The following is a 25,041-nucleotide window of genomic DNA, read 5'->3' on the forward strand; positions in this document are numbered from 1 at the left end:
ATCGTTCGGAATAGGAGATAAGGACTGTTATTATCAGACTCTTGGTGTCGTCATACGACGCGCATTAAGCGGTTGTGCCGGTTTCTCAGTCACGGTGGTTGTAGCTACGCTTTCGCTCGGCAGAGAACAGTATTCACACAACCGATTCGTTCACTCACTACCAGCTGTGCATTGATGGCCCCAGTCTCAACTTCTGCCAGACCTTTGGAAGTTGAGACTTCGTTCAGAAGAAGGTGTAACGCGTAGAGACGTGAGTACTCGAAAGTAGCTACCGTAATTCTTTGACGAGAGCAGTAGTCGCGTTATCGATGATACCATCTGCCAGACGGCCCTGCCAGAAATCGATATCCTCGTGGCCTATCGATTGCACACCCCACGGGACGACCTGGCTCTCATCAGGCGTACCGCCACGAAGCCAACTCTCCTCGGGAATGTCGATGAGCCCATCCATCCAGGATTTCGATGTCAGCGTGAGTGCGATATACTGCTCGCCGTGGAACGGACGGCCTTCGTGGTTCGAGAGAATGAGCCAGGGGCGAGCGTCTTCCTCTCCTTTGAACGGATCATCCCCGTAGACGACGTCGCCACGTTCGAAAATTGGCGTCTCTTCGTCGGTCACTGTTCGTCCTCGACGCTCGGATGTGGTTCGCTGGGCGCGTGTTCGAGCCAGGACTCCTTGTCCTCCGTACCGAGTTGGTCGTTGAACAGGGCAGTCGCCCGTTCGTAGCCGCTGTATCCGTCGAGGCGCTCGGTGTCGTCGGTCACTGCCCAGTACGTCGCCTTGTGTTGGACCAGACCACGGTCCTTCAACCGTGAGAGCGCAGTGCTGACCGCGCCCTCGTCGAGGCCGATCTGGGAGGCTATTTCGCGGGCCTTGAACGCACGATCGTCGTTAGCGGCGAGAAATCCAAGGACCTGATCTGGGACCGAAAGCTCCGCGAGCTCGTCCTCGCTCGTGTTCTCGAAGGTGTCTCGGTCAATAGACATCGTTGAATGGAGGTACGTCATCCGCTGTAAAGAGTGTTAGGAGTGAAAGCTATGAAAATTCTGAAGAAGAAACCACGTTGATCATTACGCGGTTCCAGAACCGTATGCATTGAGACGACCGGTCTCAACTTCTGGAGAGCTCTCGGCCCCTCAGGCGAGTTCGGATGATTCATACAGGCCCACCGGGACTACCCGGTATGGGCTTCGGAAGCTACGACGAGTCAGAACAGCAAGAACAGACCACTACGGACGACGAAACCGAGGCAGTCAACGTCCACGAGCACGACCACGATGGCGACGTCAGCGTCGAATCCGACGTCGAGACCGACGACCTCGTCGAACGGCTCGGCGAGATGCGCGAGGAGTAGTCACTCCGCGTCAGGAGCCCCCTCCACGATGGCGACACCGGACGACGCCCCGATGCGCTCGGCTCCCGCCTCGATCATCGCCCGCGCCTCCTCGTAGGAGCCGATTCCGCCGCTGGCTTTGACCGGCAGGTACTCCGCCATCAGTTCGACGTCGTCGACAGTCGCTCCGCCGTCCGCAAAGCCCGTCGCCGTTTTCACGAAGTCGGCGCCGGCGTCGACAGCCGCCTCACAGCCGCGTCGTTTCTCGTCGTCAGTCAGCAGCGGCGCCTCCAGGATGACCTTCACGGGGACGGGAACTGCGGCGACGACTTCGGCGATATCTGCGACGACCTCCTCGTGATTGCCCGCTTTCAGCTGTCCCACGTTGAGAACCATGTCCAGTTCGTCGGCGCCGCGCTGCCAGGCGTCGACCGCCTCGCCGTGCTTTGCGGCCGTCGAGTGTTGCCCGTGTGGGAATCCGATCACGGTCGCGACCGTCACGTTCATCGTCGGGACGTCCTCGAGATAACACGGAGGGATGCAAGCGTTCATCCCGTACTGCGACGCTTCCGAGACGACGCGCTCGACGTCGGCCGGCGTTGTGGCTGGGCCGAGAACAGTATGATCGATCCGGGCGGCGAGTTCCGATCTGTCCATACCGGTACCTCGTGGGCAGACAAAAAAAGCAGTCGGGTGTCTCATACTGGTTACGCTCGTCTCTTCCCGCCGAGCACCGTCGACGGAGGTGACGCTCGGCGGGAAAAAGTGAGCGTAACCAGTATCAGGCGTGCCGCTCCGGTAGCGTTTTGCCGAAGGCTCCGAACGTCCGGGTATGGCAATACTCCCGGAGGGGTTTGCCCTCCCGCCGCTGCCCTATCTTGCGGTTCTCGTCGTGGGGGTGATCATCGTCGCCGGAGCGGTCTCTCGACGCCGTCCGACCGTGACCGCCGATCGAATCTTGGCCTTTGCGCCGTGGATGGTCCTCGGTTCGGCCTTACACGTTCTCTACGTGATCGGCGGCCTTCCGGAACCGGTTCGACCGCTGGCGGGGACGCCAGCAGTCTATCTTACCGTCGGTATCATCGCTGTGGGGGCGTGGGTCGTGATCGATGCGGTCAGAGGATCGGTGGTAGCTCGCACGCTTGCGTCCGTTGGTGGGCTACTCGCTCTCGGTGCCGTGGGTGGCGTTCTCGTCGCTGGTGCGGAGGGAGGGACGTTCGCACCTGCTGTCCCGCTTGCCGGACTCGTTCTCGCCGTGGTCGTCGCAGCCGCCGTCTGGGTGACACTCACACGGCTGGTGCCGGAAATCCGCCAGACAGGATCGCTCGGCGCACTGGCCGTCTTCGCGCACGTTCTCGACGGCGTGTCGACGGCGGTCGGAATCGACGTCCTGGGATTCGACGAGCGGACGCCGCTATCGCGCATCATCATCGAATTCGCGCACGGACTACCCACGGAACCGCTCATCGGCTCGGGATGGCTCTTCGTCCTCGTCAAGATCGCCGTCGTCTCGATCGTGGTGTGGCTCTTCGCCGACGTCGTCCGCGAGGAGCCGACCGAAGCGCAGGTGTTACTCGGGTTCGTCGCGGCCGTCGGACTCGGCCCGGGCGTTCACAATCTCCTCCTCTTCACCGTCACGACGGTTCCGTGATGACTCCTGAGTGAGTTGTTCCAACCCAGTGCTCGCGCTGCAGGGGAGGGAATTCCCCCTATCGGCAACACCGAGCGCTTTTGTGATCCGGAGTCGTCCCTCCGAGAGATGCCACGAATCATCTGCGCCGGGCACCTGAACTGGGACGTGACGCTCCGCGTCGACGCCCTGCCGGACCCCGACGGCGAGGTTCCGGTCACGGACCGGCGTGCCGGTGGCGGCGGGAGCGCCGGGAACGTGGCGATAGGGTTGGCTGACCTCGGCTGCGACGTGGCGCTCCTCGGAGGCGTCGGCGACGACGAGGAGGGACGGCGCGCCCGGGAGGAACTGACCGATGCGGGTGTCGACGTATCCCACGTCGTCACGGCGCCGGAGCTGCCGACGACGCGGAAGTACATTGTCGTCGACTCCTCGGGGGAGGTGATGGTGCTCGGCTGCGACGGTGCCAACGAGACCTTCGAGGCGTCGGATCTCCCGGAGTCCAACCTCGCGGACGCCGAACATCTGCATATGACGAGTCAGGACCCCGAGACGGCAGCACGACTCGCGGAACGTGCCAAAGAGCACGGGCTTACGGTCAGCTTCGACCCCGGCCGCCGGATCGGTGATCGTGGCTACGGACCGGCGATTTCCGCCGTGGAGTATCTGTTCTTGAACGACCGCGAGGCCGCACTCGCGCTCGATGCGTTCGATCTGACGGAGCAGACGCTCGTTCTCAAACGCGGGCCGGAGGGCGCGGAGATCAGAGACGGTGAACGAGTCGCCCATCCGGGCTACCCGATCGACGTCGTCGATACGACCGGTGCGGGCGATGCCTTCGCTGCGGGGTTCATCGCCGCACTCGTCGACGGCGCGGACCGCGAACGGGCACTCGCTGTCGCGAACGCCTGCGGTGCACTCGTCGCGCAAGCCCCGGGCGCACGAACCTCGCTCACCTGGGACGACGTCGACGCTTTCATCGGCGAATGATCGACCTGCCGTTCACACTCGCCGTCACGAGGGCCGCACCGAGCCACATCGCGGCAGTGGCGGCAGTCTCCTTCGACGCCGTGGCAGAGGCTCCCGCGTTGCTCGGACGGTTTCTCCTCGCCTGTAGCGTATCGGGCTTGCTCGCGGCGGTCGCGATGGACGTTCCGATGTCGCAGGGTGACGATGGGTTCACACCGGCCTACGTTGCGACCGCCGTGCTCAAACGCACGACGCCGTCGGAAGTAACGTTCGCGGCTGCGATGGTCGTCCACCACGTGGTCGGAATCCTCGCGGGCGGACTCTACGGCGTCGTGTACCTCTCGGCATCGTCGCTCTTCCCGGACGTGATGGCCGTCGGCGGCGTCGCTCTGGTGCCGCACCTCGCTGCAACGATCGCCGTCGCCGCGTTCGTCTACGGCTTTTTCGCACACTTTGTGCTCCCGCGTGCGGGCCGCCGAATCTACGAGGAGCGGGCGACCGCGGTTCGCGGCCAGTGGCTCCGTGCCGCGGTCGTCTTCGGCGTCGGCGTCGGCGTCATCGTTCCGACGCTGACGACAGCGCTGTGAACAGTCCCGTACCGGCGGACTGACCGCGTCGCTTTTCACCGCAACCACCGAGTACCCCGGTATGGCGAAACAACCCCACCTGCTGATCGAACCCGGCGACGTGAACGACGTTGCGCTCATTCCGGGCGATCCCGGCCGCGTCGATCGCATCGCCGGCCAGTGTGAGAACCCGGAGACGGTCGCAGAGAACCGCGAGTACAAGATCGTCAACGCCACCTACGAGGGCGTTCCCCTGACGATCTGTTCGACCGGTATCGGCTGTCCGTCAGCCGCGATCGCGGTGGAGGAACTCTCCCGCGTGGGCGTCGAAACCGTCATCCGCGTTGGGACGACAGGCGCACTGCAGGAAGGAATCGAGATCGGTGATATGGTCGTCGCGACCGGCGCAGCCAAGGAGGAAGGCACCTCGAAGCGCTACGAGGACGCCGTGATCCCGGCGGTCCCGGACTATGACGTCCTCTCGGCACTGGTCGACGCCGCCGAGGACAACGGCGAGGACGTCCACGTCGGCCCGATCGTCTCCGACGACGCCTTCTACAACGAGACCGACGACTACGTCGAGTCGTGGGAGGCCGCGAACCTGCTGGCGATCGAGATGGAGGCCGCCGCGGTGTTCTCGCTCGCGCGGCGCAAAGGGATGGCGGCCGGTGCGATCTGTACGGTCGACGGCAACCTGGTCGAAGGGACACAGAAGGGCGCCGACTCCGACTCGGAACTGCCCGAGAAGGCGAAGAACAACGTCGAACGGGCGATCGCGCTCACGCTCGACGCGGTCGTCGAACTCGCGTAGGATGGCCGGGCGGCGACTCCTCGAGGTCGTGGGCGAACGCCTCAGAGCACTCAGGAGTCGCGTCCGGCGGATCGAGCGACGCGAACTGTCGGAGTTCCGTCGCTGGATCCAGAACACGACCAACCTGCTGCACCTGTCGATCGTGCTGTTCGTCCCGGTGGTCATCGGCCTCGTCACCTACCTCTCGAATCAGATCCAGACGCTCTCGTTTCTGTTGTTCCCGCCGCTGGCCTCGGGGACGTACACGCTCGTGTCGGATCCCGAAGGCCCCTACGCCGACCCGGTCAGGTTCGTCGCGAGTCTGAGCGCGGGCGGTTTCTGTGGGCTCGCCGCACACACGGCAACCGGCTGGGTCTACGGCGGAATCGGCGGCGGAAGCGTCCTCCCGGAAAGTGCCGCGCTCGCGATCTTCCTCACCGGCCTGGTGACGTGGGCGGCCGACATCGAGGCACCCTCGGCGTTCTCGACGGCACTTCTGGCGCTCGTGACCGGCGATATCAACCCGGCGGCGTACGTCGTCAGTATCATCCTAGCCGCCTCGGTCGTCGCAATCGCGTTCGTGGTCTGGCGGGAGGCGTTCTACGAGCAGCGCGCGAGATTCCTCTACGACACGGTCCGGGGCGACGACCACGTCCTCGTCCCGTTGCGGGGCGAGGCGGGCGAACGAACCGCGTTTTTCGGCGCGTGGCTCGCCGCCGCACACGACGCCGGGAAGGTGGTCCTCTGTGAAGTCGTCGAATCCGACGAGAACAGCAGTGTCGACGCCGAATCCCACAGCGACGGGGAGTCGAGTGCTGGGGCCGAGCAGTCGCTAACGGCGACGACAGACGACCGCGTTCGCCGGCTCGAAGCGATCGCGTCGATGCTGCGCACCAAGGTGGGCATCCCCTGTGAGGTCGTCGTCGTCGCGGGCGACCCCGCCCGGGCGACGATCGAAGCAGCACAGACAGCCAACTGCGATCTGATCGTGACGCCGTACGAGGAAGAAAACGGCGCGCTGTCCGGATTCGTCCGCAGTATCTTCAACAGCCGTATCGACTCGGTGGCGTTCCGATCGGCCGCGGAGCGCCGTCGCTGGAACCGGGTGCTGGTTTTGGTCTCCAGACCGGGCGACACCGCTCACGCGATGATCGACTTCGGAAGCCGACTCACCCGAGGTCGCGGAACCGTGAGCGTCACGACGTGCATCGACAGCGAGGGGGAGCGTCGCCGGGCCGAGACACACCTGGACCACCTCGTCGAGACCGTCGACGCGAGCGTCGAAACCCGCGTCGCGCGGTCGTCGGTCGACGACTTCATCGCGGCCAACGCCGACAGCTACGACCTGCTCGTGCTCGGGTCCAGCGGCGACCGCTCGCCCGTCTCGCGGCTCGTCTCGCCGCCGACGTTCCGCCGTGTCCGCGACCTCGAGTGCGACGTCGCAGTGTTCGATCGCGGGGCGCCGTAGGCGACCGAGACCGATCGACGCTTCGGCCTCATTCGTCCGGTGCAGAGTCCGAATCCGTATCGGTATCGCCGTGATCAGCGACACGATCGGTGTTCGAGCCATCAGTTTCTTCGACGGCCTCGGCGGCCGCTTCCATCTCCTCGTCGCCCTGAGTCCCGAGCAGTCGGGTTTCGAGCGTCTCGGCGCCCTCACCGCCGAGCGCGGACTCCGCGAGGAAGTGCGCTCCGAGCGCCGCCGGACTGATGACTGTGTCGGCGCCGGCCCGCTTCAGTTTGTTCACGTTCTCCCGCTGGGTTGCGGCGGCCACGATCGTCACCTCCGGGTTCAGTTGTCGCGCGGTCAGGATCGTGAGTGCGTCCTCCGCGTCGTTCTCGGTCGCGGCCACGACGGCCCGTGCGACGTTGACCCTGCCGCGCTGCTGGGCGTCCTCGTCGCTGGGATCGTCGGTGAGGACGGTGTAGCCGCGATCCGAGAGTCGACGTGCTCTTTCCTCTTCGGGCACGACGACCAGAACGTCGGCTTTGCCGGTGAGTTCTTCGAGAATCGGTTCCGTCAGGTCCCCGTATCCGAGGACGAGGACGTGGTTTTCCAGTACGTCGAGTTGTTCTTCTGTCATACGTCCGAGTGCTTTCGAGAGTCGCGCTTCGATCAGCGGCGTGAAGACCACCCCGAGAACGACGGCGAACGACGAGACGGTCACGAGCACGACCGACAGCGCGAACAGTTCACCCATCGCGGAGTTGGGGGTGATGTCGCCGTAGCCGACGGTGCTGCCGGTCACGAGAGTGAAGTAGAACGCGTCCAGCAGGGTTTCGACGCCGTCGAACTCCTCTCGGAGCGCGAACGCCCCGGCGGTCCCGTAGGCCTGCGCGCCGGCGAGTGCCGATAGCGACGCGATCTGACTGGTCGACAGGGATAGTTCCCGTTCGAAGGCCCGAACGTTCAATCCCACCACGAGCAGCGTCAGGATCGACAGGCCGATCAGCGGGAGCGACAGCTGCGAGGACTGCAGGACTCCCTGCAGGGCCGTGACCGGACACAGGAACAGCGTCGCGTACCACGCCGTGCGCAGTCGTCGTCTGAGCCCGAACGCGGTCAAAAGCAGAAGGAATCCCGTCAGGGTCCCCGTGAACGCGGTCACCTGGCGGACCACGCCCGGGACGGTCACCCCGAGCAGTTGGAAGTCGGCGGCGCTGCCGATGCCGATGTTGGCGATCCCGGTCACGACTGACAGGAGACCGACCAGAAGCGTCAGCACGACAGCCGCGCGCGCGCCGAGCCAGTCCCGCGAGAGCGCCATATCTCACTCTCCTACCCTACTGAGTTAAAAAGACTCGTTCGCGTCGCTGGCTCTGTCCGATTCACCGCCACGCGGAAAGTTCGACCACGACGGACAGGTCGACGGACAGCCAGGTTTCGAGCCGCGCGGTTCCGGTGAGGTCGGGCGGGTGAATCGTCGCGCGGTCGGGGCGACCATCCTGGTCAACGACCGCCAAGCGTAACGCTGGCTCGCGGTCGGACCGCCACGGCGACCTCACGTCCCTCGCCGCACGTTGACTGATCGGGTCGTCACTGCCGTTGGTGGGGGACTCTGAACCGCTCATCGTGACAGTCGGCGGTTCTCGGGACCGCGGCATAGTCGCTGCTAATTGTGGTCCGGACGGCTATACAGGAGACAATAGCAGAGAGTAGCACTCCGGCGGATCGCTCACTCGGCGTCGCTTGCCATCGCTGTCTCCGGCCGGTGTTCCGCGGCGATTCGCTCGACGGCGCCCCAATCGACCGGCGGCTCGAACGGATCGAGAGCATCCTCGAAAGCCGCGAGGTCGCTTCCGAACCGGTCGCGCCACGCCCGGTCGGCACGCGCTTCGAGTTCCGCCTCGATCTCGGCGGTGCGGGTCTCGATTTGCTCCAGCCGCGTGGGAAGGTCTACCGGGACCTCGGTCCCGTCGCGCTCGGCGAGGGCGCGGAGGTCCCGGAGTTCGGCGCGGAGGTCGGAGGCCAGAAGCGATAAGACGTGCGCCCGCATCCTCGCATCCGCCCACTGGGCCGCCGAGTCAGCCGTCTCACCCGGCAGTTTCTCCACAACAGCCGCGAGTTCCTCGACCGAATTACGGACGAGGTCGACGTCCTCCGCGAACTCCTGGTGCCGTCGGGCGGGCCGTTCCAGCCACGAATTGAACTCGTCGATGTCGAAAGAGAGGTCGTCTGCCGTTCTGGCGATGCCCTGTGCGTCGGTTGCGACCTCCCGAAGCTCCATCGCGAGTTCATATGCCGACTGGGGGCGCTCCGAGAGGTCCGCAGGAACCGTCAGATCGGGCCGTAACTCCGAGATCCGCGATTCGACGGCCGAGAGTCGTTCGGCGAACGCGTCGAGTCGCACTCGGACGATGTCCAGGTGCGAAACAGGATCGGCAGCCGCAACTGCGTCGTCGTAGGCGTTCCCGACAAGTTCGACTCGCGTCTCGGCGGTGGCGAGGAGTTTCGAGGTGTCCGAAACCGCAGCCTCGATGGCGTCTCGGGTGACCGCCCCGTCGACGGTGACGGGATCGAGCGCCTCCCGCGTGGTAGCGGGGTCGCAGTCGTCGACCGCGTCGATCACGTCGTCGACCGGGACTCCGACCGAAGCCTCTTTGCTCATATCGATGGTTTCGACGCCTCTAATTCGTATATCTTCGGTAATTTCGGTATCGAGGGAACCGGAGACGTTCGGACGGCTCGGGAGCGATATATATCCGTCCGGAGTCGGGTAGAGCACTCCCGGGTGTTTCCTCGTCGCACTGATTCCACGATAGGGGTATTATAAAGGGGTTTATTCAGCATCGGGGTAGCACCAGTTGATGCCAGAAGGCAACTCGGGCGACACAGGAGTATCACGCCGGAAATTCCTCCTCACCTCGGGGGCGATCGGGGCGGCCGGGCTGGCCGGCTGTTCCGCCGAAGGCGAAGGCGGAAACGGCGGCAACGATGTCTCGGACGACAGCGGCGGCGACTCGGGCGGGAACGGCGCCGAGACCAGTAGCAGTTCGGGCGGCGACGACGGGATGAACACGGATCTCCTCAACGCCGAAGGATCGTCGACGGTGTACCCCATCTCGAACAAGGGCAGTTCCTACTGGAACGCGAACGCGCCGCCGAGCGACGGCGAGTACTGGGGGTCGAACGACGAGAGCACCGTCCCCGGGTGGGACGAACTCGACACCGACCAGAACCTCGCCGACTACTTCGCGGGGCTGTACGGGTTCGAGCCGACGAACCAGCGCTCCGAACCGCCGTTCCCGACGACGGTGAGTCTGAGTCACTCCGGGACCGGGTGTAAGGCAGTCCGTGACGGCCTCGTCGACATCGGCAACTCCTCGGGGCCGATCACCGCGGAACTGGATCTCAGCGAGGAGGAGGCCCAGGACAACTACGTCGACCACGTGGTCGGCCGCGACGGCCAGCCGGTCGTCGTCAGCAGCGACATCTACGATGCCGGCGTCACGCAGCTCACCGGTGAGCAGATCCGCGGGATCTACCAAGACGAGATCACGAACTGGTCGGAGATCGGCGGCCCCGATCAGGAGATTTTCGTCATCGGCCGTGCTGAGGGCTCCGGGACCGACACCGCGTTCCGGCTGAATATGCTCGGCGGCGCCGACGCGGCGATGCCGGGCGTCGATTCGCGGTTCGGGCAGAACCAGCAGGTCGCCGAGGCGGTCTCGAACAACGACGGCGCGATCGCGTATATGGCGCTGGCGTTCACGAGCGACTCCGTCCAGCCGATCGGGATCGAGTTCGAGGGAACGCTCTATGAGCCGGACAAGGACGCCGAAAACACCATCTTCGACAGCGCCTACCCGCTCAACCGCGACCTCCATATGTACACGCGGATCGACGACGAAACACCGAGCGGAACCGATCTGCGGGAGGGCGCGTTCCTGAATATGTTCCTGACCTCGTTCGGACAGCAGGTGTTCGTCGAGCAGAACAACTACATCCCGCTTCCGACCGCAGACATCGAGTCCGAGGCGGCGAAGCTGCCGGACCAGGCGTAACGCGACGTCCGTGGCCCGCACACAGTTCGGATTTTTCGAGACAACCCAGACACGAGACACGATATGATCGGGGTACAAACCGACGCGCGCGACGCGCTCACGCGACGGTGGCAACGGCTGTCGGGATTCGTCGCCGACCAGGAGCCGCGGGCGATTGTCACCGTCGGCGTGATGGTGGTCTCGCTACTTGCGGCACTCGCCGGGTTCCTCCTTGTCTCCCCGCTGACGATCGTCCCGTTTGCGGCTTTCCTCGCGACGGCCGGGTACGGGTGGATCCGGCACCAGGGGTTGACCGCCCGAATGCTGACCCTCGCGATGACGGCTTCGACCATCCTGATCCTGGTTTTGATCACCCTGTTCATCCTCGTGGAGTCGATTCCGGTCTTCGTCCACGAGAGCGGCACAGTGTTCGGCATCACCGTGCCGGGAGTCCGGATGTTCACGCAGGCTCGGTGGAACGCTGTGTCGGATCCGGTGCGGTACTCGATGGTGCCGATGATCCACGGCACGGCGATGGTGACGATCATCGCGACCGCCGTCGCCGCGCCGCTGGGCGTCTCCGCGGCGCTTTTCCTCTCCGAAATCGCCCCCGCGACGGTTCGTGAGGTCGTCAAACCCGGCATCGAGATCCTCGCAGGCATCCCCTCGATCGTCTACGGGTTCATCGGATTCACCATCCTGAGCCCGTGGGCCGCCGATCAGTTCCGGACGACCGGCCAGGGATCGTACCTGTTCGTCGGGATCGTCGTCGGGCTGATGGCGCTTCCCACGGTCGTCTCGGTCGCCGAGGACGCCCTGAGCAGCGTGCCAGAATCGATGAAAAGCGGGTCGCTCGCGATGGGAACCACCGACTGGCAGACGATGACGTCGATCACGCTGCCGGCCGCCTTCTCGGGCGTCTCCGCAGCGGTTCTGCTCGGGGTCGGGCGGGCGATCGGCGAGACGATGGCGGCGACGGTGATGCTGCGCGGGGTTCCACAGCTGACGAAGCCGCTGTACAACGCCTTCTACGGGCAGGCGACGCTCACCTCGCTGATCGCGAACAACTACGGCGAGGCCGACGGCCTGCAGATGGACGCGCTGTTCGCCGCGGGCGTCATCCTCTTTATCACGGTTCTCGTCATCTCGATCGGTTCGCAGTACATCGAATGGCAGATGCGACGGAAACTGGGGGGTGAGAACTGATGGCGGGTGCGACCGAGACCCGGCTCGTTAGCCAGGATACCTCGCGGGCGACGGCGGTCGCGGCCGTGGCCATCGGGCTAGCGGCGACCCTCTTCGTGATGTCGCTTGCGGCCCTCTTCGAGGTGATCACGATCAGCGATCCGATCGGCGGCGTGCCGGTCGTCGCGATACTGGGCGGCGTTCTGCTGCTGCTCGGGGGGGCCGTGATCGTGTTCGGCGTCGGCTCGTCTCTGGGTGCCGTCGAGACCCAACCGAGCACGAGCGCCGGCCTCGTCGCGTCCGCGGCATTCTCGATCGTGTGGTTCACGATCGGCGGAGCGGTCGCGGCGCAGGTGTTGAACGCGGGCGAGATCGGCTCGACCGTCGCTGCGCTCTTCGTCGGTGGCGCGGCCTTCGCAGTGACCGCTATCCCCCGAGAAGACATCGGTTCAACCGTCCCAGCGGGCGCTGTGAGCCTGCTCACGGGTGCGGCCTACCTCACTGGCACTATCGGTCCGAGGTGGGTCTGGGAGCTGAACTTCGAGCAGCAGGCGTCGCTGACCGCGGAGTTCGTCATCCCCGTTGGCACCCTGTTCTGTGCCCTCCTGACCGGGTGGGCGGCGGCGAAGGCCTACGGCGGCTTCGGCGCCCGCGGCCGGCGGATGGGAGCGTACCTGCTCATCTACCTGAACGCTGGCTCGATCGTCGGTGTCCTGTTCCTGCTGATCGCCTTCACCACGTTCAGGGGTCTGCCAGGACTGTTCACCGGCGCCGAGTTCGGCTCAGGGGTCGGTCCGACGGTCTTCGGCATTTCCCTTCCCGTGTCCCTTCCCTTCGTGATGAACGGGGTGGCGCTGCTCAACGACTTCCAGGGCGTGCTACCGGCGATCGCCGGAACGATCTGGCTGGTGATCGGCGCAGTCCTGTTCGCAGTCCCGCTGGGCGTCGGGGCGGCGATCTTCTTGACCGAGTACGCCGAGCGAGGTCGGTTCACGCAGGTCGTCGAAGTTGCGACAAACGGGCTCTGGAGCACGCCGAGCATCGTGTTCGGGCTCTTCGGCTTTGCCTTCCTCGTCCCGCGGTTCGGCGGCGGCAAGTCCCTGCTCTCAGGGATGCTGACGCTCGGGTTTATGCTCCTGCCGCTGGTGCTGATCACGAGCCGCGAGGCGATGCTCGCGGTCCCAGACGAATACCGCGATGCGAGCGCGGCACTCGGCGTCTCGAAGTGGCAGACCATCCGGAGCGTCGTGGTCCCCGCAGCGCTTCCCGGCGTCGTGACCGGCGTCATCCTCGGCGTCGGACGGATCGCCGGCGAGACAGCCCCGATCCTGCTGACGATGACGGGCGGCACGTTCGTGCCGGGCGGACAGACAGTCGACGTCATCGGCGGCTTCCAGTTCACCTCGACGCCGCCGTTCGTCGCCAACCCCGAACTCCTCCAGGCGACGACCGCGCTCCCGTTCCAGCTGTACGCCCTGATCACGGCCGGCGTCGGGCTGGGCGACAGCGTCACCTCACCGGAGCAGTTCCAGTGGGCAACCGCGTTCGTCCTCCTTCTGGTGGTGCTTTCGTTCTACGCGATCGGGATCGGGGCGCGGTACTACTTCCGGAGGAAGCTCAACTATGAGTAAATCACAACAGATGTCGACCGACACGGGAGGCACCGACAGCGCTGTCGAGACGACGGCGGGCGAGACCGACGAACGGGTGCGCGAGGAGTGGCGCGACTACTCCTTCGACGCCGCCACGAAGATCGCCGTCGAGGACCTCGACGTCTACTACGGGGACGATCAGGCCCTCTGCGGCGTCTCGATGGAGATTCCCGAACAGAGCGTCACCGCGCTCATCGGGCCGTCAGGCTGCGGCAAATCCACGTTCCTCCGGTGTCTCAATCGGATGAACGACCGCGTGTCCAGCGCGCGGATCGACGGCTCCGTTACCTTGGACGATCAAGAGATCTATCAGGAGGGTGTAAACCTCGTTGAACTCCGCAAGCGCGTCGGGATGGTGTTCCAGTCGCCGAACCCGTTCCCGAAGTCCATCCGGGAGAACGTCGCATACGGCCCCGAAAAGCACGGCGACATCAATACCGGTCTGCTCGCCCGACTCCTCGGCCGCAGCAACGAGGGCGCCCGAGACGAACTGGTCGAGCAGTGTCTCCGGGATGCTGCGCTGTGGGACGAGGTCGAAGCCCGGCTCGACGACAACGCGCTCGGCCTCTCCGGCGGCCAGCAGCAACGCCTCTGCATTGCCCGGTGTCTCTCCGTGGACCCGGAAGTCATTCTGATGGACGAGCCGGCCTCCGCACTCGATCCGATCGCGACAGCGAAGATCGAAGACCTCATCGACGACCTCAGCGAGGAGTACACGGTCGTGATCGTCACGCACAACATGCAGCAGGCCGCGCGGATCTCAGATCAGACTGCCGTGTTCCTCACCGGTGGGGAACTCGTCGAGTACGGCGACACGGACCAGGTCTTCGAAAACCCCCAAAGCGAACGCGTCGAGGATTACATCACCGGCAAGTTCGGGTGATCGTGCGTGGCGCGCGAATCGTACCAGGAGTCGCTATCGGACCTTCGCGGGGACGTACTTGCGATGGGAGAGCTCGTCCTCGAACGGCTCGAAGTGGCTGTCGGCGGCATCGGCACCGGCGAGGTTCCGTCGTTCGGCATCGCTGCCGGCGACGAAGAAATAAACGACCGGTATCTCGATCTCGAACGCCGATGTATCGACCTGATCGCGCTGCAGAAGCCCGTTGCTGGCGACCTCCGGACCGTCGTTGCTTCCTTTAAGATCATCACCGACCTCGAACGGGTCGGCGACCTGGCCGTCAATCTCGTGCAGTACGCTCGATCGGGACACAGGCCGGGCGAACTGGATGTCGATTTCCGCGATATCGGTCGTGACGCCGTAGTACTCCTCGAACGAAGTCTCGAAGCTTACGCGTCGGAAGATGCGGCCGCCTGCCGTGAGATCGCCCGACGCGACGACGAAATCGACGCGCTCTGTCAGCGGGCCAGCGACACTGTCACCCGAGGGTTGATCGAGGACGAAACCAAAACCGATCCGTGGGCGGTCGAACGGCTGCTCGACGACGTCTCGCGGATCCTCCTGACGATTCGGGATCTGGAACGGATCGCCGATCACGCGGTCAACATCGCCGCACGGACGCTGTATATGGTCGAAAACGATCCGGAACTCATCTACTGACCGATGGAGACACGCAAGATACAGTCGGTCGGCGGCGGCACCTACACCGTGTCACTCCCCCGGAAGTGGGCCGAGTCTCAGGGACTCGACGCGGGCGACGTCGTCAACCTCCACACCCACATCGACGGCGTCGTCGCGATCCAGACCGAGGGTGAGATCGACGAACTTCCCGAGGAGATCACCGTCGGCGTGGAGCACGCCGATGCGGAGTCCCTCGAACAGATCGTCCGCGCTGCCTACGCCGCCGGCGCGTCCGAGGTGACGCTCCGCTCCGATGAGGGGTTCACGTCCGAGCAGCGACGCGTTGTCGAGCGGACCGTCCAGAACCTCACCGGCGTCTCAGTCGTCGAAGAACGCGACGGGTCGATCCGCCTCGTGACGCCGCTGGATCCCGGAGAAATCTCGGTCCACCAGTCGGTCAGACAACTCCGGTTCGTCGCGCTGTCGATGCACCGGGATGCGACCGCCGCCTTGACGGGAGCGAAGCCCCCGGAATCGCTCGCCGGACGCGACGAACAGGCCGACCGGCTGTATGCGTTGATCGAGCGGTCGTTCGGTCGCGGGCTCTCCCGTCTCGACGAGGTGGACGCTCTCGGCGTCACCCGTTCGGAGCTGTTCGAGCTGTGGCTGACCACACGGGAACTAGAGCGCGTGGCCGACCACGCCGAGGGGCTCACCACGGTCGCGGCGACGACGGACGCGCGGATGACGGACACGGCACGTGAACGGACCGCTGCACTCGCCGAACGAGCCCGGGAGGTCGTCGCCGACGCCGTGAGCGTCGTGGTGGGTGACCTCGACGTCGGTGTCGCGCAGCGCGTGCTGAGCGACCGCGACGCCGTTTTGGCCGCCCTCGATGCCCTCGAAGCGGACTCCGAACCACCCGCGAACGCGGATCTTCGGTATCGACTGGCCTACGACCGGCTCCGGCGGACGGTCGAACACGGCGGCAACATCGCCGAACTGGCGCTGCGGCGGGCGATCCGCCGCGGCGAGTTGGATGTCACGGCGGATGCCGACGACGACATTCCGGCCGAAACCGATTCGCCGGAAGCGTCGACCCCGGCTGACGCGGACGGTGAGACGCGCTAATCCCGTCGGACTCCGCTCGGCGCTTCGTTCGCGGCCGCTGTGCCGCTCGACGCTTCGTTCGCGGCCGCTGTCCCGCTCGACGCTTCGTTCGCGGCCGCTGTCCCGCTCGACGCTTCGTTCGCGGCCGCTGTCCCGCTCGACGCTTCGTTCGCGGCCGCTGTCCCGCTCGACGCTGTCGGCAGCGACAAGTGTTTACCGCGGGCCCGTGAGTAGCCGCCGATGGCGTCGCTCCCAGTTGAGATTCTGTACGGCCTCTATCTCGGAGTGTTGACGGGGCTCGTCCCCGCCCTCATCGCGTGGGTGCTCGGATTCGGCTTCAAGTACTTCACCGGCATCACCATCCCTGGGCTCGGAGTCGTCGGCCTGGGCGTGATGATCGCGGGTCTCAACGGTGGCCTGCTGGCGCTCGCGGATCCGTCGCTGACCGGCTCGGCGAACCAGCTGCGGCTGACGGTCGCACTGCTGGTCGTCCTGATGGGGACCCTCTACGCGCACGGACAGGGAGACAAGATGGGAGCGTCGCTCCCCAAGCGGCTCAGCCTCCGGGAACTCACGAAGCGGACGCTCTCGACCGACGTCGTCGAACGCGTGGGGGGCCGCGGACAGGTCGAGGTGTCCGTCGTCGGCGACGTCGGCGACATCGAGGGATATCCGCCGCTCCCGGCGGCGACCCGGTCGGCGATTCGGGCGGAGACGTGGACCTTTCCGGCAGATCTGCCCCTGGTCGAACTGGAAGACCGGCTCGCCGCCACACTCCGGACCGACTACGACCTCCTCGAGGTGTCGGCCACCATCGACGAGCGCGGGCGCGCCACCGTCGCTGCCGCCCCGCCGACGAGCGGGCTCTCGAAGCGACTCGCGCCCGGCGAACGCGCCGTGTCAGTGGAGGCGCTGGTCCCGACGGGCGCGGCCGCGGGCGACGAGGTGACGGTCGTCGCTGACGGGGAACGCCACGACGCGCGCTTGCTCGGGGTCGTCGAAACGGATCGAGAGCCCATTCACGGCGGCAAAGAGCCGGGCGAATCGACCGCCGAGGGACCGAAGCCGGACGGCGGTGACGACACTCCTGCGACACCGGCCACCGTCTCGACGCCGACAGCGGTCGGCGGCGCTGCCCGCGCCACGCTCGCCGCTGACCGCGCGACAGCGACGGCATTGCTCGCGGCCGACGCCGTCCGTCTCGCGGTCCGCTCGCGGGGAGTCAGGCGCGAGTTCGAACTCGTGGGGCTGCTCCGGCGGACCGGCAAACGGTTCCGGCGGGTCGCCGTCGATGACGACAGCCCGCTCGCGGATACCACGCTCGGGGAGGCGGCGCTGCGCGACGCCCACGGCGTGGCAGTGCTCGCGATCCGCCACGACCGGTCGTGGACGATCGGCCCGCGCGGCTCCCAGCAGATCGCCCCCGGCGACGAACTGATCGTCGTCGGCAGCACGGCCAACCTGGACGCGTTCAGGGAGGTGGTGGCGTGATCGCGACAGTGCAAGCCGGCGCGGTGATTCGGTCGAGTGTAGGGACGCAAGCGCAGATCGGCGCGGCCGGAGCGATTCCGGCCGATCTGACGGTCGTCGAGGCGGTAATGCAGGTCGTGGGGCTGGCCATCCTCGCGGCCGCCCTCGCCGCGGCGGCGGCAGTGGTCTATCGGTGGTATACCCGCGAGGAGATCCCGGCGTGGCTGGCGACCCTGTTCGGCGCCTCTGGCGTCGCGCTGTATCTCAACGCGATCGGCCTCTTCCAGCAGGCGGTCGGCGAGAACCCCGGGACGGTGTTCGATCCGACGGTCGTGCTGGTGAACGCGGCGACGCTCGTGGCCGCGATCGTCGTCTCGCCCGCGGGCCGGGCTGTGGGCGATCGGGTCACCACGAGTGCGTTCGCCGTGTCGGGCTCGCGCGAACTCGAAACGAACGTGAGCAGACTCGTCAGCAACGTCGGGCGCGTCCGACCAGTCGAACTGCCCGAGGGAGCCGAGGAGATCGACGATATCGAGGGCTACGAACCGGTCGCGGCGGAGACGAAGGAGGCCGTCGCGGGCAAGACGCTCCTCGTCCCCCGGCACCTCCGCGGCGACGACTTGCGGGCGCGCGTCGTCACGAGGCTGAAGGAGGATTACAGCGTCGGCTACGTCGACATCGACCTCGACGACGACGGGACGGTCACGCGCCTCGGTCTCGGTCAGCGCGTCGCGGGACTCGGCACGACCCTCGCACCGGGGTTTGCCGCGGTAGCGGTCCGGGCAGATCCCGGTTCGGGCGCCTCGGCCGGCGACGCGATCCAGTTGTGGCAACGGACCGAGGAGGGAACCGCAAAGCGCGTCGTAAGCGGCGAACTCCGGGCGTCGACAGAGGACATCGCGACTGTCATCCTCGACGAGACCGACGCCGCGGCGCTGGATCCGGCGGGGACCTACCGGCTCCTCACGCTCCCGACGGACCCCGGCGCAGAGCGGGAGTTCACCTCCCTGCTCCGCGCCGCCGACGAGACGATGGACGTCGTCACTGTCGGCGCTGGCAGCCAACTCGACGGCGCGACCGTCGGGAACGTCGAAGCAACGGTCGCCGCGGTTCGGAGCGAGGACAGCGGGATCGAGCCGATCCCAGCACGGGGACGTGAACTGCTCGCGGGGGACGAACTGTATCTCGTGGCCCGGCCGGAACGGCTCCGAAAGGTCGCTGGGGAGGCGACAGCACCGGAGCGGAAGTAAGGGCGGCTCGTCCAACCCCGTAACGCTCAACTCGCCTGGCCCGCGAGTGGGAGTATGCACACGGTTACCTGGCGACTGTTTGCGGATCTGGCCGAGGTCGCGGACGGTCGGGACCACACCGTCTCGATCGAATCCGACGCGGTCGTCGAAGACGCACTCGCTGCGCTGCTGGCCGACCGCGAAGCCCTTCGCGACCGCGTGTTCGACGGCGACGCCCTGGCCGAGGACGTGAACCTGATGCGGAACGGCTCGCCCGCGTCGCTCTCCGACCCGGTGGAGGCCGAAGACGAACTCGCGATGTTCCCGCCGGTCACCGGCGGCGCGCGATAGCGGGCGAGAGAAAGACAGCGACAGCGCCGGACTCGCCTACGACAGCCACTCGTCGGGCTTCGTGTCGTAGTCGACGTCGGCGGCCTCGATCCGCGCCTCCAGTTCGGGGTCGAGGTCGTGTTCCTCGAAGGCGTCGCCGTCGTAGCGGATCCGGACCCCGACCTCGTTCGGTTCCGGTTCGCGATTGCGCCGGCGGGCGACCTCGACCTCGTGGTCGTCGTACTCCTTGCGGATCGTCATCAGGTTCACCGGCCGGCCCCACAGTTCGTGGACGCGTTCGAGGACGTCCCGGGCCTCCTCGAGGTCGAGCATAATCCCGTTGTACCGGTGCCCCAACAGGATTTCGCCGCGGTTCTCGAAGTTGTCGTCGAACACCGCAATCGTCGGTTTCCCGAAGTTGGTGAACTGCAGGAGGAGCTTCTTCTTCACGTCCTCGGGGTCCGTCGAGGCGACGCGGAAGTCGCCGGTCGACCGCGTGTACTCGTAGGTGAAGTAGTCGTTCGCTTCGACGAACTCCGCAGAGAGGAACGCGTCGACGAACGTCACGTCGTTGTGGCTCTCTCTGATCTCCGCCATCCGGTCCCAGCCGGCGGTTTTGTCGACGTCGTCGATCGCCGCCTCTACGCTCTCGTACTTCGTGTCGTCGAACATATACCGCGACAGCTGTTCGAGTTCCGAACGCCGAATCCTGCGGATGAATCCCCTATTCTGGGGTTTCACGAGCGAGAAATGCCGCTCGGCGAGGCCTTCGTAGGTGAGGACCTTCCACGGGTAGCGGTCGACGTCGACCGCGTCGGGATCAGACAGCGCCCGATCCAGCGTCTCCCAGTCGACCCGCGGGTCGTCGTCGGGGAGCGCCGCGAGATCATCGAGGGTGTCGCTTCGGATCGCATCGATCGCCTCCGGGGGCTCCAGAAGTGACTGCACGCGCTCGAAGTCGACGGCGTCGTGGAAGTTCCGCCAGGTGATGCCCTCGACGCGGAGCAGCTTGTCGGCCACCTCCCGGCGGTTGGCGGTGTTCTCGACGTACTCCCACAGCTCCTTGCCGAGTTTGTAGGGGTTCATCCCCGGCGAGCCCAGCACCCGGGCCTGGTGGTCGGCGTAGGTGAGGAACTCGTCGGTGCCGGCGAAGCGCTCTTCGCCCATCATCATCGATTCCCAGAAGGCCGCCCAGCCTTCGTTCATGGTCTTCGTCATCTTCTGCGGGGCGAAGTAGTACGCCTCCCGGCGGAGCAGATCCAGGATGTCCTTCTGCCAGGCTTCCATCTCGACGGCCTCGCCGTCCTCCTCGTCGTAGACCGTTCCGTGCTCTCTGAGGAAGCCGAGCACGTCCGTCCGGGGACGGTCCAGATCGGCGGCGGCCGCCTCCGACTCGGCGAGTTCGTCGAGCCACTCGTCGTCGAAGACCTCCCCCCGGACCGTCTCGGAGACGTCCATCTCCTCGAGCCGGTCGCGGAGGTCCTCTGGCCGGGTTCGCTCGCCGCCCCTGTCGACGGACAGCGGCCAGTGCTGGTCGATCGTGTCTTCCAGGCAGGTGACGGCGTCGACGAAGCGCTCGACATCCTCGCGGTCGACGTCCGGATCATCGATGTACCGCTCGATCGTCTCGGCGTGTCGCTCCAGCATCGCGGCCGCGTCGAGGTCGCCGTCGCCCGAGAAGCGGCTGAACCACTCGTTGTTGTGGAAGAAGTCCGCGTGGGCCTCGACGTGAGTGATGACCGCCTTCTGGTCGGCCAGCGAGTTCGACTCCTGCAGGAAGGCGTGGCTCGGGTCGTCGTTGTTGACGATCTCGAAGGCTTTGCCCATCCCGAACTGGTCTTGCTTCTTCTGGCGGTCGTAGGTCATCCCCCAGCGCCAGTGCGGGTATCGGGTCTGGAACCCCCCGTAGGCGATGAGTTCGTTCATCTCGTCGTGGTCGACGATCCAGTAGTTCACCGGGTAGGGGTCGAGGCCGAGCTTTCGGGCCAGCGCGGCGGCCTCCCGCACCGGCTCTTCGAGCCGCTCGGCCTCCTCGCGTGCCGCCCGTCTGAAGCGTCGTGGTCGTGCGGTCATCGTCGTCTCCTTGAGTGCTGTCGCGGTGTTGTGGTCGGCTGCATCACGATGCCTCCGGCGCGTCTGACGCGTCGGTCGGCGCGGTCGTCTTCGATTCCGGCTGCAGGATCCGGTAGATCGCGTCAGTGACATCCTCGGGCGACCCCACGGACGCGACGACGACGTTGTCCCGGTCGGAGAACGCCCGCGCGACCTCCTCGGCGTGCGTCGCGTTGATCGCGGTGCCGCCGGGCTGGGTCTCCACGTACGCGTGGAGGTTCGCGGGGATCTCCGCCATCAGCGGGACGACGTTCTCCGTGGTATCGTTCGAGGAGTTCTCCGAGTCGCCCGCGGCGAAGACGTACCGGTTCCACTCCGCCCACGGGTACTCCGCTTCGAGGATCTCCTTTGCAAGTTCGTAGGCGCTGGAGATCCGCGTCCCGCCGCCCGAGCGGATGCCGAAGAAGTCCTCGCGGTCGACCTCCCAGGCGTCGGCGTCGTGGGCGATGTAGACGAACTCCGCGTTGTCGTATTTCCCCTGGAGATACCAATCAAGCGGCGTGAACGTCCGCTCGACGAGTTCGCGTTTGGTCTCGCGCATCGACCCCGATACGTCGCGGACGTTGACGACGACGACGTTCTTCTGCTTTTTCTCCTCGATCTCCGGGTGGCGGTACCGCTCGTCGTCCGGGCGGAAGGGGATCTGCTTCAATCCGTCGCGGCGGATCCGCTGGACTGTGGTCGTGCGCTCGACGGTCTCTGCCATCTCCTCGAAGGAGTCCCAGCGGCCGCGTTCGGCGTCGTCGATTTCGTCCCACTGGGCCTCGATCCACGACAGCGACACGAGGATGTTCTGCTCGCGACACCACTGGAACACCGAGCGGGGCGTCGCGCCGTCGACCTTCATCGCCTCGCGGACGAACGACTCGTCGAAGTCGGTCGCGAGCTTCCGCTTGAGGCCGCGCTTGAACAGTCGCTCGAAGTCGAGCGTGCTGTTCGGACCCGTGCGGGTGACGTCGGTGAAGTCGCCCTCGATCTCCTCGATCACTTCCTTGCCCTTCGGTTCGAGATCCAGGCCGAGTTCCTCGTCGAGTTCTTCGGCGAACTCCTCGGGGTCCATCTCGTAGTACCCGTGGTCGCCGCCTTCCTCGCCCGGTTCCCCCTCGCTGTCCTCGTCGCCGTCGCCGTCACCGGGCTGTGGCTCGGGCTGGCCGACCGGCTGGCCGACGTCCGGCGTGTCGCCGTCGCCCTGGCCGACGCCGCCGCGGTCGAGTTGGTCGTAGGTGAACTCCGGCAGGTCGACGACCTTGATGGGAATCTCGATGTGGTCGGCGTTCGAGCCGCTGAGGTCGCCGTAGCGGATGAACGATTCGAGGTCCTCGCGCCGTTCCTCGCCGACTTCCCTGAACCGTTCGAGGTCCTCTCTCAGTCCCATCGGTGTCTCACCTCGCGCATCACCGCGCGGCTTGTCAACTCCGCCGAGGCGGGCGTGTAGCCCCGATCGGTCAGTTCCGCGATAGTCCGTTCCTTCAGCCGTTCGGTTTCGGTGTTTTCCGGCGGGTCCTCCCAGTGTGCCGGGTCGAAATCCTCGTAGAGCCGGCGGACGTCGTCCCAGTCGTAGGTGTCCAGCACCGAGCGGATCACGGGGATCTCGGTGAGATCGACGTCGTCGACGGTGAACCCCTCGTCGCGGTTCTGCCACGCATAGCGGTTCAGTGCGGTGATGATCCGCTCGCGTCGGAACTCCTCGACGCGCTCTTTCGGCTCGTTGCCGCGGTAGTCGCCGTCGCCGAACCGGCCGAGCTGTTCGGTCTCGAAGAGCTTCATCAAAAGCGGATCCGGATCCGCCGGCCCGCGCTCGGTTTCGACCTGCTCGTCGCCGTCCCACGCGTAGACGTGTTCGACGTACTCGGCGACGGTTTCACGCTCGACGGAGTGCTCCGAGAGCAGCGCCGCGAGCACGTCGGTCTCCTGTCTGTCGCGGACGTACGCCTTCGCCATCGACACCCGGCCCTCGTACTCGGCGCGTTCCGAGCGGGAGAAGACGGGTGCGTTCCCCAGTCCGTCGGCCATCGCATCGAGCACGTCCTCGGGCAGCACGACGCGCTGGACGTCGAGGTCGGCGTGCCGCCGCTCGGTGTCCTCGTGTAACAGATCGGCGATGACGTCGCGCGTGAAGGTCACGGGGATCCCGTGGATCCCCTCGTCGTCGCTGTCGAACTCGAACTCCTCCATCGAGGTTCGGCCGTCGTCCTCCCGGAGGTAGCCGAAGTCGAAGAGCAACGCTTTGTCGAGAAGGTCATAGCCCGCCGGCACGTCCTCGGCGTCGAGCCGCGTGAGGACGCTGTACATCGCCGCGGCCTCGACCGCGTGCGGTGCCAGTTCCCGGGCCCGGACCGTTCCCTTCCCGCTGCGAACGTCGATCGAGAGGGGTGCGCGGACCCGCTCGCGGAGTTCCTCCTCGTCGTCGACGGCCCAGACGGTCGTCTCCGCTGTGAGTTCCCGGCGGATCAGCTCCGCCTCGAGGGAGACGTTCGTGAGGTACCGGAACTCGTGTTTGTCCAGCCGGCGTTTCAGGGCCTTCAGCGGATCGCGGCCGTTCCGGTCGGCGTACTTATCGAGTTCGGCGTCGAGGTCGGGGTTCGAGATGATGACGAGTTGCGTGTCGACGTCCATCCCGATGCCCTTGTCCAGTTTCACGCGGCCCTCGTCGGGGACGTTGAGGAGCTTCCGAAGCAGATCCGCGTGCTGGGCGGCGTCCTCGACGACCGTCAGGAGTCCGTTGCCCTGCGAGAGCACGCCGTCGTAGCTGAAGGCCTGCGGGTTCTTCCGCCCCCGGGAGTCGAGTTCGCGGAGCATCCCCGGCATCCACGACCCGACGAGCCGTTCCTTGGGCGTGCCGTCGTCCTCGGAGTGGAGGACGCCGATCCCCCGACCGACGTCGACGACGTAGTTTTTCACCCGGAGATGAGCGGGGTCGGTCACCGCCGAAAACAGGTCCCGCGTCCCGTCTCGCCGGTACTGCTCTTCCAGATAGTCGTAGGCCTCCCGACTGAACGGATCGAGTTCCTCCGCGACCGTGATCGGGACGTGGCCGTCGGCTTCGCGATTCAGCGCCGACAGCAACTCCCCGCGCACGCTCGGCGGGAACACCGACAGCGGGTGCGACTGGACCGGGCTCTCGTACCAGTCGGATTCCCGGTCGGTGGCGGTCGTCTCGCCGCCGTACGAGAGGCCGCGGGTGTCGTCCGCGGCGGCGATGTTCCACTCGACCGTGTAGCGCCGGCCGGCCGGCGTCTTCGAGTACGCGCGCAACCCGTTGACCAAGCAGCGTTTCAGTTCGGATTTCCCCGTCGCAGTCGGGCCGTCGAACCAGAGGATCTTCTCCGATTTCCCCCGGTCGGCCGCGATGGTCCTGAGGTCGTCGACGAATCGGTTCAGCACCTCCGTGTTGCCGAGGACGGCGTGTTCGCCGTCGTTCTCGGGGTCGTCGAAGAAGCGGTACCGCTCGCGGGTCTCCCCTTCTTCGAGGACCGTCCGCGTGCCCATCGATTCGATCGCGTCCAGCAGGTACTTCGAGGCGTGAGCGGCGACCGACGGTCGCTCGAAGGCGGCGTCGACGTACTCTGCGAGGCTCATCGGCTCCTCGTAGGTGCCGCGGAGGTGGTCGTCGGCGGCCTCGACGTAGTCCCGCGCGGCGTCGGGGCCCGACCCCGAA

At 66.1% G+C, this 25,041-nt stretch carries 25 protein-coding genes; 16 read left to right on the forward strand and 9 right to left on the reverse strand.

Going from position 1 to position 25,041, the window contains the following annotated elements; genetic code table 11:
* Window positions 1-268: 268 nt before the first annotated feature.
* Together RJT48_RS06655 and RJT48_RS06660 are read right to left on the reverse strand one after the other, a co-directional pair.
* Window positions 269-619, reverse strand: coding sequence for a type II toxin-antitoxin system PemK/MazF family toxin (locus tag RJT48_RS06655; protein ID WP_311171480.1), 351 nt, complete (start codon window positions 617-619; stop codon window positions 269-271).
* Window positions 616-987, reverse strand: a complete 372-nt coding sequence (locus RJT48_RS06660; RefSeq protein WP_311171481.1) for a MarR family transcriptional regulator — start codon at window positions 985-987, stop codon at window positions 616-618. The genes RJT48_RS06655 and RJT48_RS06660 overlap by 4 nt, the downstream gene beginning before the upstream one ends.
* Window positions 988-1,184: 197 nt before the next feature.
* Between RJT48_RS06660 and RJT48_RS06665 the strand changes: the two genes are divergently transcribed.
* Window positions 1,185-1,355: a DUF5786 family protein gene (locus RJT48_RS06665; RefSeq protein WP_311171482.1), complete on the forward strand. Its 171-nt coding sequence runs from the start codon at window positions 1,185-1,187 to the stop codon at window positions 1,353-1,355.
* Here the strand turns inward: RJT48_RS06665 and deoC are convergent, their stop codons facing one another.
* A complete protein-coding gene (deoC, locus tag RJT48_RS06670; protein WP_311171483.1) occupies window positions 1,356-1,991 on the reverse strand; it encodes a deoxyribose-phosphate aldolase in 636 nt (211 codons plus the stop codon).
* Window positions 1,992-2,166: 175 nt separating this feature from the next.
* Between deoC and RJT48_RS06675 the strand changes: the two genes are divergently transcribed.
* The 5 genes from RJT48_RS06675 (at window position 2,167) to RJT48_RS06695 (ending at window position 6,757) form a co-directional block, all read left to right on the forward strand.
* Window positions 2,167-2,985, forward strand: a complete 819-nt coding sequence (locus RJT48_RS06675) for a DUF63 family protein (RefSeq protein ID WP_311171484.1) — start codon at window positions 2,167-2,169, stop codon at window positions 2,983-2,985.
* A 108-nt stretch (window positions 2,986-3,093) separates the two neighbouring features.
* The gene (locus RJT48_RS06680) at window positions 3,094-3,954 is read left to right on the forward strand and encodes an ATP-dependent ribose-1-phosphate kinase (protein WP_311171485.1); all 861 of its coding nucleotides are present in this window, start codon (window positions 3,094-3,096) and stop codon (window positions 3,952-3,954) included.
* A complete protein-coding gene (locus tag RJT48_RS06685; RefSeq protein ID WP_311171486.1) occupies window positions 3,951-4,520 on the forward strand; it encodes a hypothetical protein in 570 nt (189 codons plus the stop codon). The genes RJT48_RS06680 and RJT48_RS06685 overlap by 4 nt, the downstream gene beginning before the upstream one ends.
* Window positions 4,521-4,581: 61 nt before the next feature.
* Window positions 4,582-5,310, forward strand: coding sequence for a guanosine phosphorylase (locus RJT48_RS06690; RefSeq protein WP_311171487.1), 729 nt, complete (start codon window positions 4,582-4,584; stop codon window positions 5,308-5,310).
* A gap of 1 nt (window position 5,311) precedes the next feature.
* On the forward strand, window positions 5,312-6,757 hold the full coding sequence (locus RJT48_RS06695; RefSeq protein WP_311171488.1) for a universal stress protein: 1,446 nt from the start codon (window positions 5,312-5,314) through the stop codon (window positions 6,755-6,757).
* Between the two features lie 28 nt (window positions 6,758-6,785).
* On the opposite strand, the gene RJT48_RS06700 is transcribed toward RJT48_RS06695, so the two are convergent.
* The 3 genes from RJT48_RS06700 to RJT48_RS06710 form a co-directional block, all read right to left on the reverse strand.
* Entirely contained in the window at window positions 6,786-8,057 is a 1,272-nt protein-coding gene (locus tag RJT48_RS06700; protein WP_311171489.1) for an NAD-binding protein, read from the reverse strand.
* 61 nt (window positions 8,058-8,118) lie between these two features.
* Window positions 8,119-8,361, reverse strand: coding sequence for a DUF7511 domain-containing protein (locus RJT48_RS06705; RefSeq protein WP_311171490.1), 243 nt, complete (start codon window positions 8,359-8,361; stop codon window positions 8,119-8,121).
* Window positions 8,362-8,465: 104 nt separating this feature from the next.
* Window positions 8,466-9,398, reverse strand: a complete 933-nt coding sequence (locus tag RJT48_RS06710; protein ID WP_311171491.1) for a coiled-coil domain-containing protein — start codon at window positions 9,396-9,398, stop codon at window positions 8,466-8,468.
* Between the two features lie 199 nt (window positions 9,399-9,597).
* Here RJT48_RS06710 and RJT48_RS06715 point away from each other — a divergent pair, with 199 nt between their 5' ends.
* The 10 genes from RJT48_RS06715 (at window position 9,598) to RJT48_RS06760 (ending at window position 19,292) form a co-directional block, all read left to right on the forward strand.
* Window positions 9,598-10,794 (forward strand): substrate-binding domain-containing protein, encoded by a 1,197-nt coding sequence (locus RJT48_RS06715; protein WP_311171492.1) that lies wholly within the window; start codon window positions 9,598-9,600, stop codon window positions 10,792-10,794.
* Window positions 10,795-10,857: 63 nt separating this feature from the next.
* Window positions 10,858-11,979, forward strand: coding sequence for a phosphate ABC transporter permease subunit PstC (pstC, locus tag RJT48_RS06720; RefSeq protein WP_311171493.1), 1,122 nt, complete (start codon window positions 10,858-10,860; stop codon window positions 11,977-11,979).
* The gene (gene pstA / locus RJT48_RS06725) at window positions 11,979-13,589 is read left to right on the forward strand and encodes a phosphate ABC transporter permease PstA (RefSeq protein ID WP_311171494.1); all 1,611 of its coding nucleotides are present in this window, start codon (window positions 11,979-11,981) and stop codon (window positions 13,587-13,589) included. Before pstC ends, pstA begins: the two co-directional genes overlap by 1 nt.
* Window positions 13,582-14,493, forward strand: a complete 912-nt coding sequence (pstB, locus tag RJT48_RS06730) for a phosphate ABC transporter ATP-binding protein PstB (protein ID WP_311171495.1) — start codon at window positions 13,582-13,584, stop codon at window positions 14,491-14,493. Before pstA ends, pstB begins: the two co-directional genes overlap by 8 nt.
* Window positions 14,494-14,499: 6 nt before the next feature.
* On the forward strand, window positions 14,500-15,171 hold the full coding sequence (phoU, locus tag RJT48_RS06735; RefSeq protein WP_311171496.1) for a phosphate signaling complex protein PhoU: 672 nt from the start codon (window positions 14,500-14,502) through the stop codon (window positions 15,169-15,171).
* 3 nt (window positions 15,172-15,174) lie between these two features.
* Window positions 15,175-16,263: an AbrB/MazE/SpoVT family DNA-binding domain-containing protein gene (locus tag RJT48_RS06740; RefSeq protein ID WP_311171497.1), complete on the forward strand. Its 1,089-nt coding sequence runs from the start codon at window positions 15,175-15,177 to the stop codon at window positions 16,261-16,263.
* A 39-nt stretch (window positions 16,264-16,302) separates the two neighbouring features.
* Window positions 16,303-16,476, forward strand: coding sequence for a hypothetical protein (locus tag RJT48_RS06745; RefSeq protein ID WP_311171498.1), 174 nt, complete (start codon window positions 16,303-16,305; stop codon window positions 16,474-16,476).
* A 6-nt stretch (window positions 16,477-16,482) separates the two neighbouring features.
* Window positions 16,483-17,733 carry a potassium channel family protein gene (locus RJT48_RS06750; protein ID WP_311171499.1) on the forward strand — a complete coding sequence of 417 codons (1,251 nt, stop codon included), beginning with the start codon at window positions 16,483-16,485 and terminating at the stop codon, window positions 17,731-17,733.
* Complete coding sequence (locus tag RJT48_RS06755; RefSeq protein WP_311171500.1) at window positions 17,730-18,962, forward strand: DUF8167 domain-containing protein; 1,233 nt, start codon at window positions 17,730-17,732, stop codon at window positions 18,960-18,962. Before RJT48_RS06750 ends, RJT48_RS06755 begins: the two co-directional genes overlap by 4 nt.
* A 54-nt stretch (window positions 18,963-19,016) precedes the next feature.
* Window positions 19,017-19,292, forward strand: a complete 276-nt coding sequence (locus RJT48_RS06760) for a ubiquitin-like small modifier protein 1 (protein WP_311171501.1) — start codon at window positions 19,017-19,019, stop codon at window positions 19,290-19,292.
* Between the two features lie 36 nt (window positions 19,293-19,328).
* Here RJT48_RS06760 and RJT48_RS06765 read toward each other — a convergent pair whose 3' ends face one another.
* From RJT48_RS06765 to RJT48_RS06775, 3 genes are read right to left on the reverse strand one after another with little or no spacing between them, the layout of a single operon-like run.
* Entirely contained in the window at window positions 19,329-21,344 is a 2,016-nt protein-coding gene (locus RJT48_RS06765; RefSeq protein ID WP_311171502.1) for a SpoVR family protein, read from the reverse strand.
* A 43-nt stretch (window positions 21,345-21,387) separates the two neighbouring features.
* Window positions 21,388-22,758 carry a YeaH/YhbH family protein gene (locus RJT48_RS06770; protein WP_311171504.1) on the reverse strand — a complete coding sequence of 457 codons (1,371 nt, stop codon included), beginning with the start codon at window positions 22,756-22,758 and terminating at the stop codon, window positions 21,388-21,390.
* Window positions 22,749-24,962, reverse strand: coding sequence for a PrkA family serine protein kinase (locus RJT48_RS06775; protein WP_311171962.1), 2,214 nt, complete (start codon window positions 24,960-24,962; stop codon window positions 22,749-22,751). The genes RJT48_RS06770 and RJT48_RS06775 overlap by 10 nt, the downstream gene beginning before the upstream one ends.
* Window positions 24,963-25,041 lie beyond the last annotated feature (79 nt).

The sequence above is a fragment of the Halobellus ordinarius genome (genome assembly GCF_031823395.1).
Lineage (GTDB): Archaea > Halobacteriota > Halobacteria > Halobacteriales > Haloferacaceae > Haloquadratum > Haloquadratum ordinarius.

Bases quoted from the DNA above. Each gene is read 5' to 3' on its own strand.
- RJT48_RS06700 (WP_311171489.1), bottom strand. From the start codon at position 8,057: ATGGCGCTCTCGCGGGACTGGCTCGGCGCGCGCGCGGCTGTCGTGCTG.
- RJT48_RS06765 (WP_311171502.1), bottom strand. From the start codon at position 21,344: ATGACCGCACGACCACGACGCTTCAGACGGGCGGCACGCGAGGAGGCC.
- pstB (WP_311171495.1), top strand. From the start codon at position 13,582: ATGAGTAAATCACAACAGATGTCGACCGACACGGGAGGCACCGACAGC.
- RJT48_RS06705 (WP_311171490.1), bottom strand. From the start codon at position 8,361: ATGAGCGGTTCAGAGTCCCCCACCAACGGCAGTGACGACCCGATCAGT.
- deoC (WP_311171483.1), bottom strand. From the start codon at position 1,991: ATGGACAGATCGGAACTCGCCGCCCGGATCGATCATACTGTTCTCGGC.
- RJT48_RS06685 (WP_311171486.1), top strand. From the start codon at position 3,951: ATGATCGACCTGCCGTTCACACTCGCCGTCACGAGGGCCGCACCGAGC.
- RJT48_RS06690 (WP_311171487.1), top strand. From the start codon at position 4,582: ATGGCGAAACAACCCCACCTGCTGATCGAACCCGGCGACGTGAACGAC.
- RJT48_RS06770 (WP_311171504.1), bottom strand. From the start codon at position 22,758: ATGGGACTGAGAGAGGACCTCGAACGGTTCAGGGAAGTCGGCGAGGAA.
- RJT48_RS06710 (WP_311171491.1), bottom strand. From the start codon at position 9,398: ATGAGCAAAGAGGCTTCGGTCGGAGTCCCGGTCGACGACGTGATCGAC.
- pstA (WP_311171494.1), top strand. From the start codon at position 11,979: ATGGCGGGTGCGACCGAGACCCGGCTCGTTAGCCAGGATACCTCGCGG.
- RJT48_RS06750 (WP_311171499.1), top strand. From the start codon at position 16,483: ATGGCGTCGCTCCCAGTTGAGATTCTGTACGGCCTCTATCTCGGAGTG.
- RJT48_RS06675 (WP_311171484.1), top strand. From the start codon at position 2,167: ATGGCAATACTCCCGGAGGGGTTTGCCCTCCCGCCGCTGCCCTATCTT.
- RJT48_RS06740 (WP_311171497.1), top strand. From the start codon at position 15,175: ATGGAGACACGCAAGATACAGTCGGTCGGCGGCGGCACCTACACCGTG.
- RJT48_RS06695 (WP_311171488.1), top strand. From the start codon at position 5,312: ATGGCCGGGCGGCGACTCCTCGAGGTCGTGGGCGAACGCCTCAGAGCA.
- RJT48_RS06760 (WP_311171501.1), top strand. From the start codon at position 19,017: ATGCACACGGTTACCTGGCGACTGTTTGCGGATCTGGCCGAGGTCGCG.
- RJT48_RS06665 (WP_311171482.1), top strand. From the start codon at position 1,185: ATGGGCTTCGGAAGCTACGACGAGTCAGAACAGCAAGAACAGACCACT.
- pstC (WP_311171493.1), top strand. From the start codon at position 10,858: ATGATCGGGGTACAAACCGACGCGCGCGACGCGCTCACGCGACGGTGG.
- RJT48_RS06680 (WP_311171485.1), top strand. From the start codon at position 3,094: ATGCCACGAATCATCTGCGCCGGGCACCTGAACTGGGACGTGACGCTC.
- RJT48_RS06715 (WP_311171492.1), top strand. From the start codon at position 9,598: ATGCCAGAAGGCAACTCGGGCGACACAGGAGTATCACGCCGGAAATTC.
- RJT48_RS06775 (WP_311171962.1), bottom strand. From the start codon at position 24,962: ATGAGCCTCGCAGAGTACGTCGACGCCGCCTTCGAGCGACCGTCGGTC.
- RJT48_RS06660 (WP_311171481.1), bottom strand. From the start codon at position 987: ATGTCTATTGACCGAGACACCTTCGAGAACACGAGCGAGGACGAGCTC.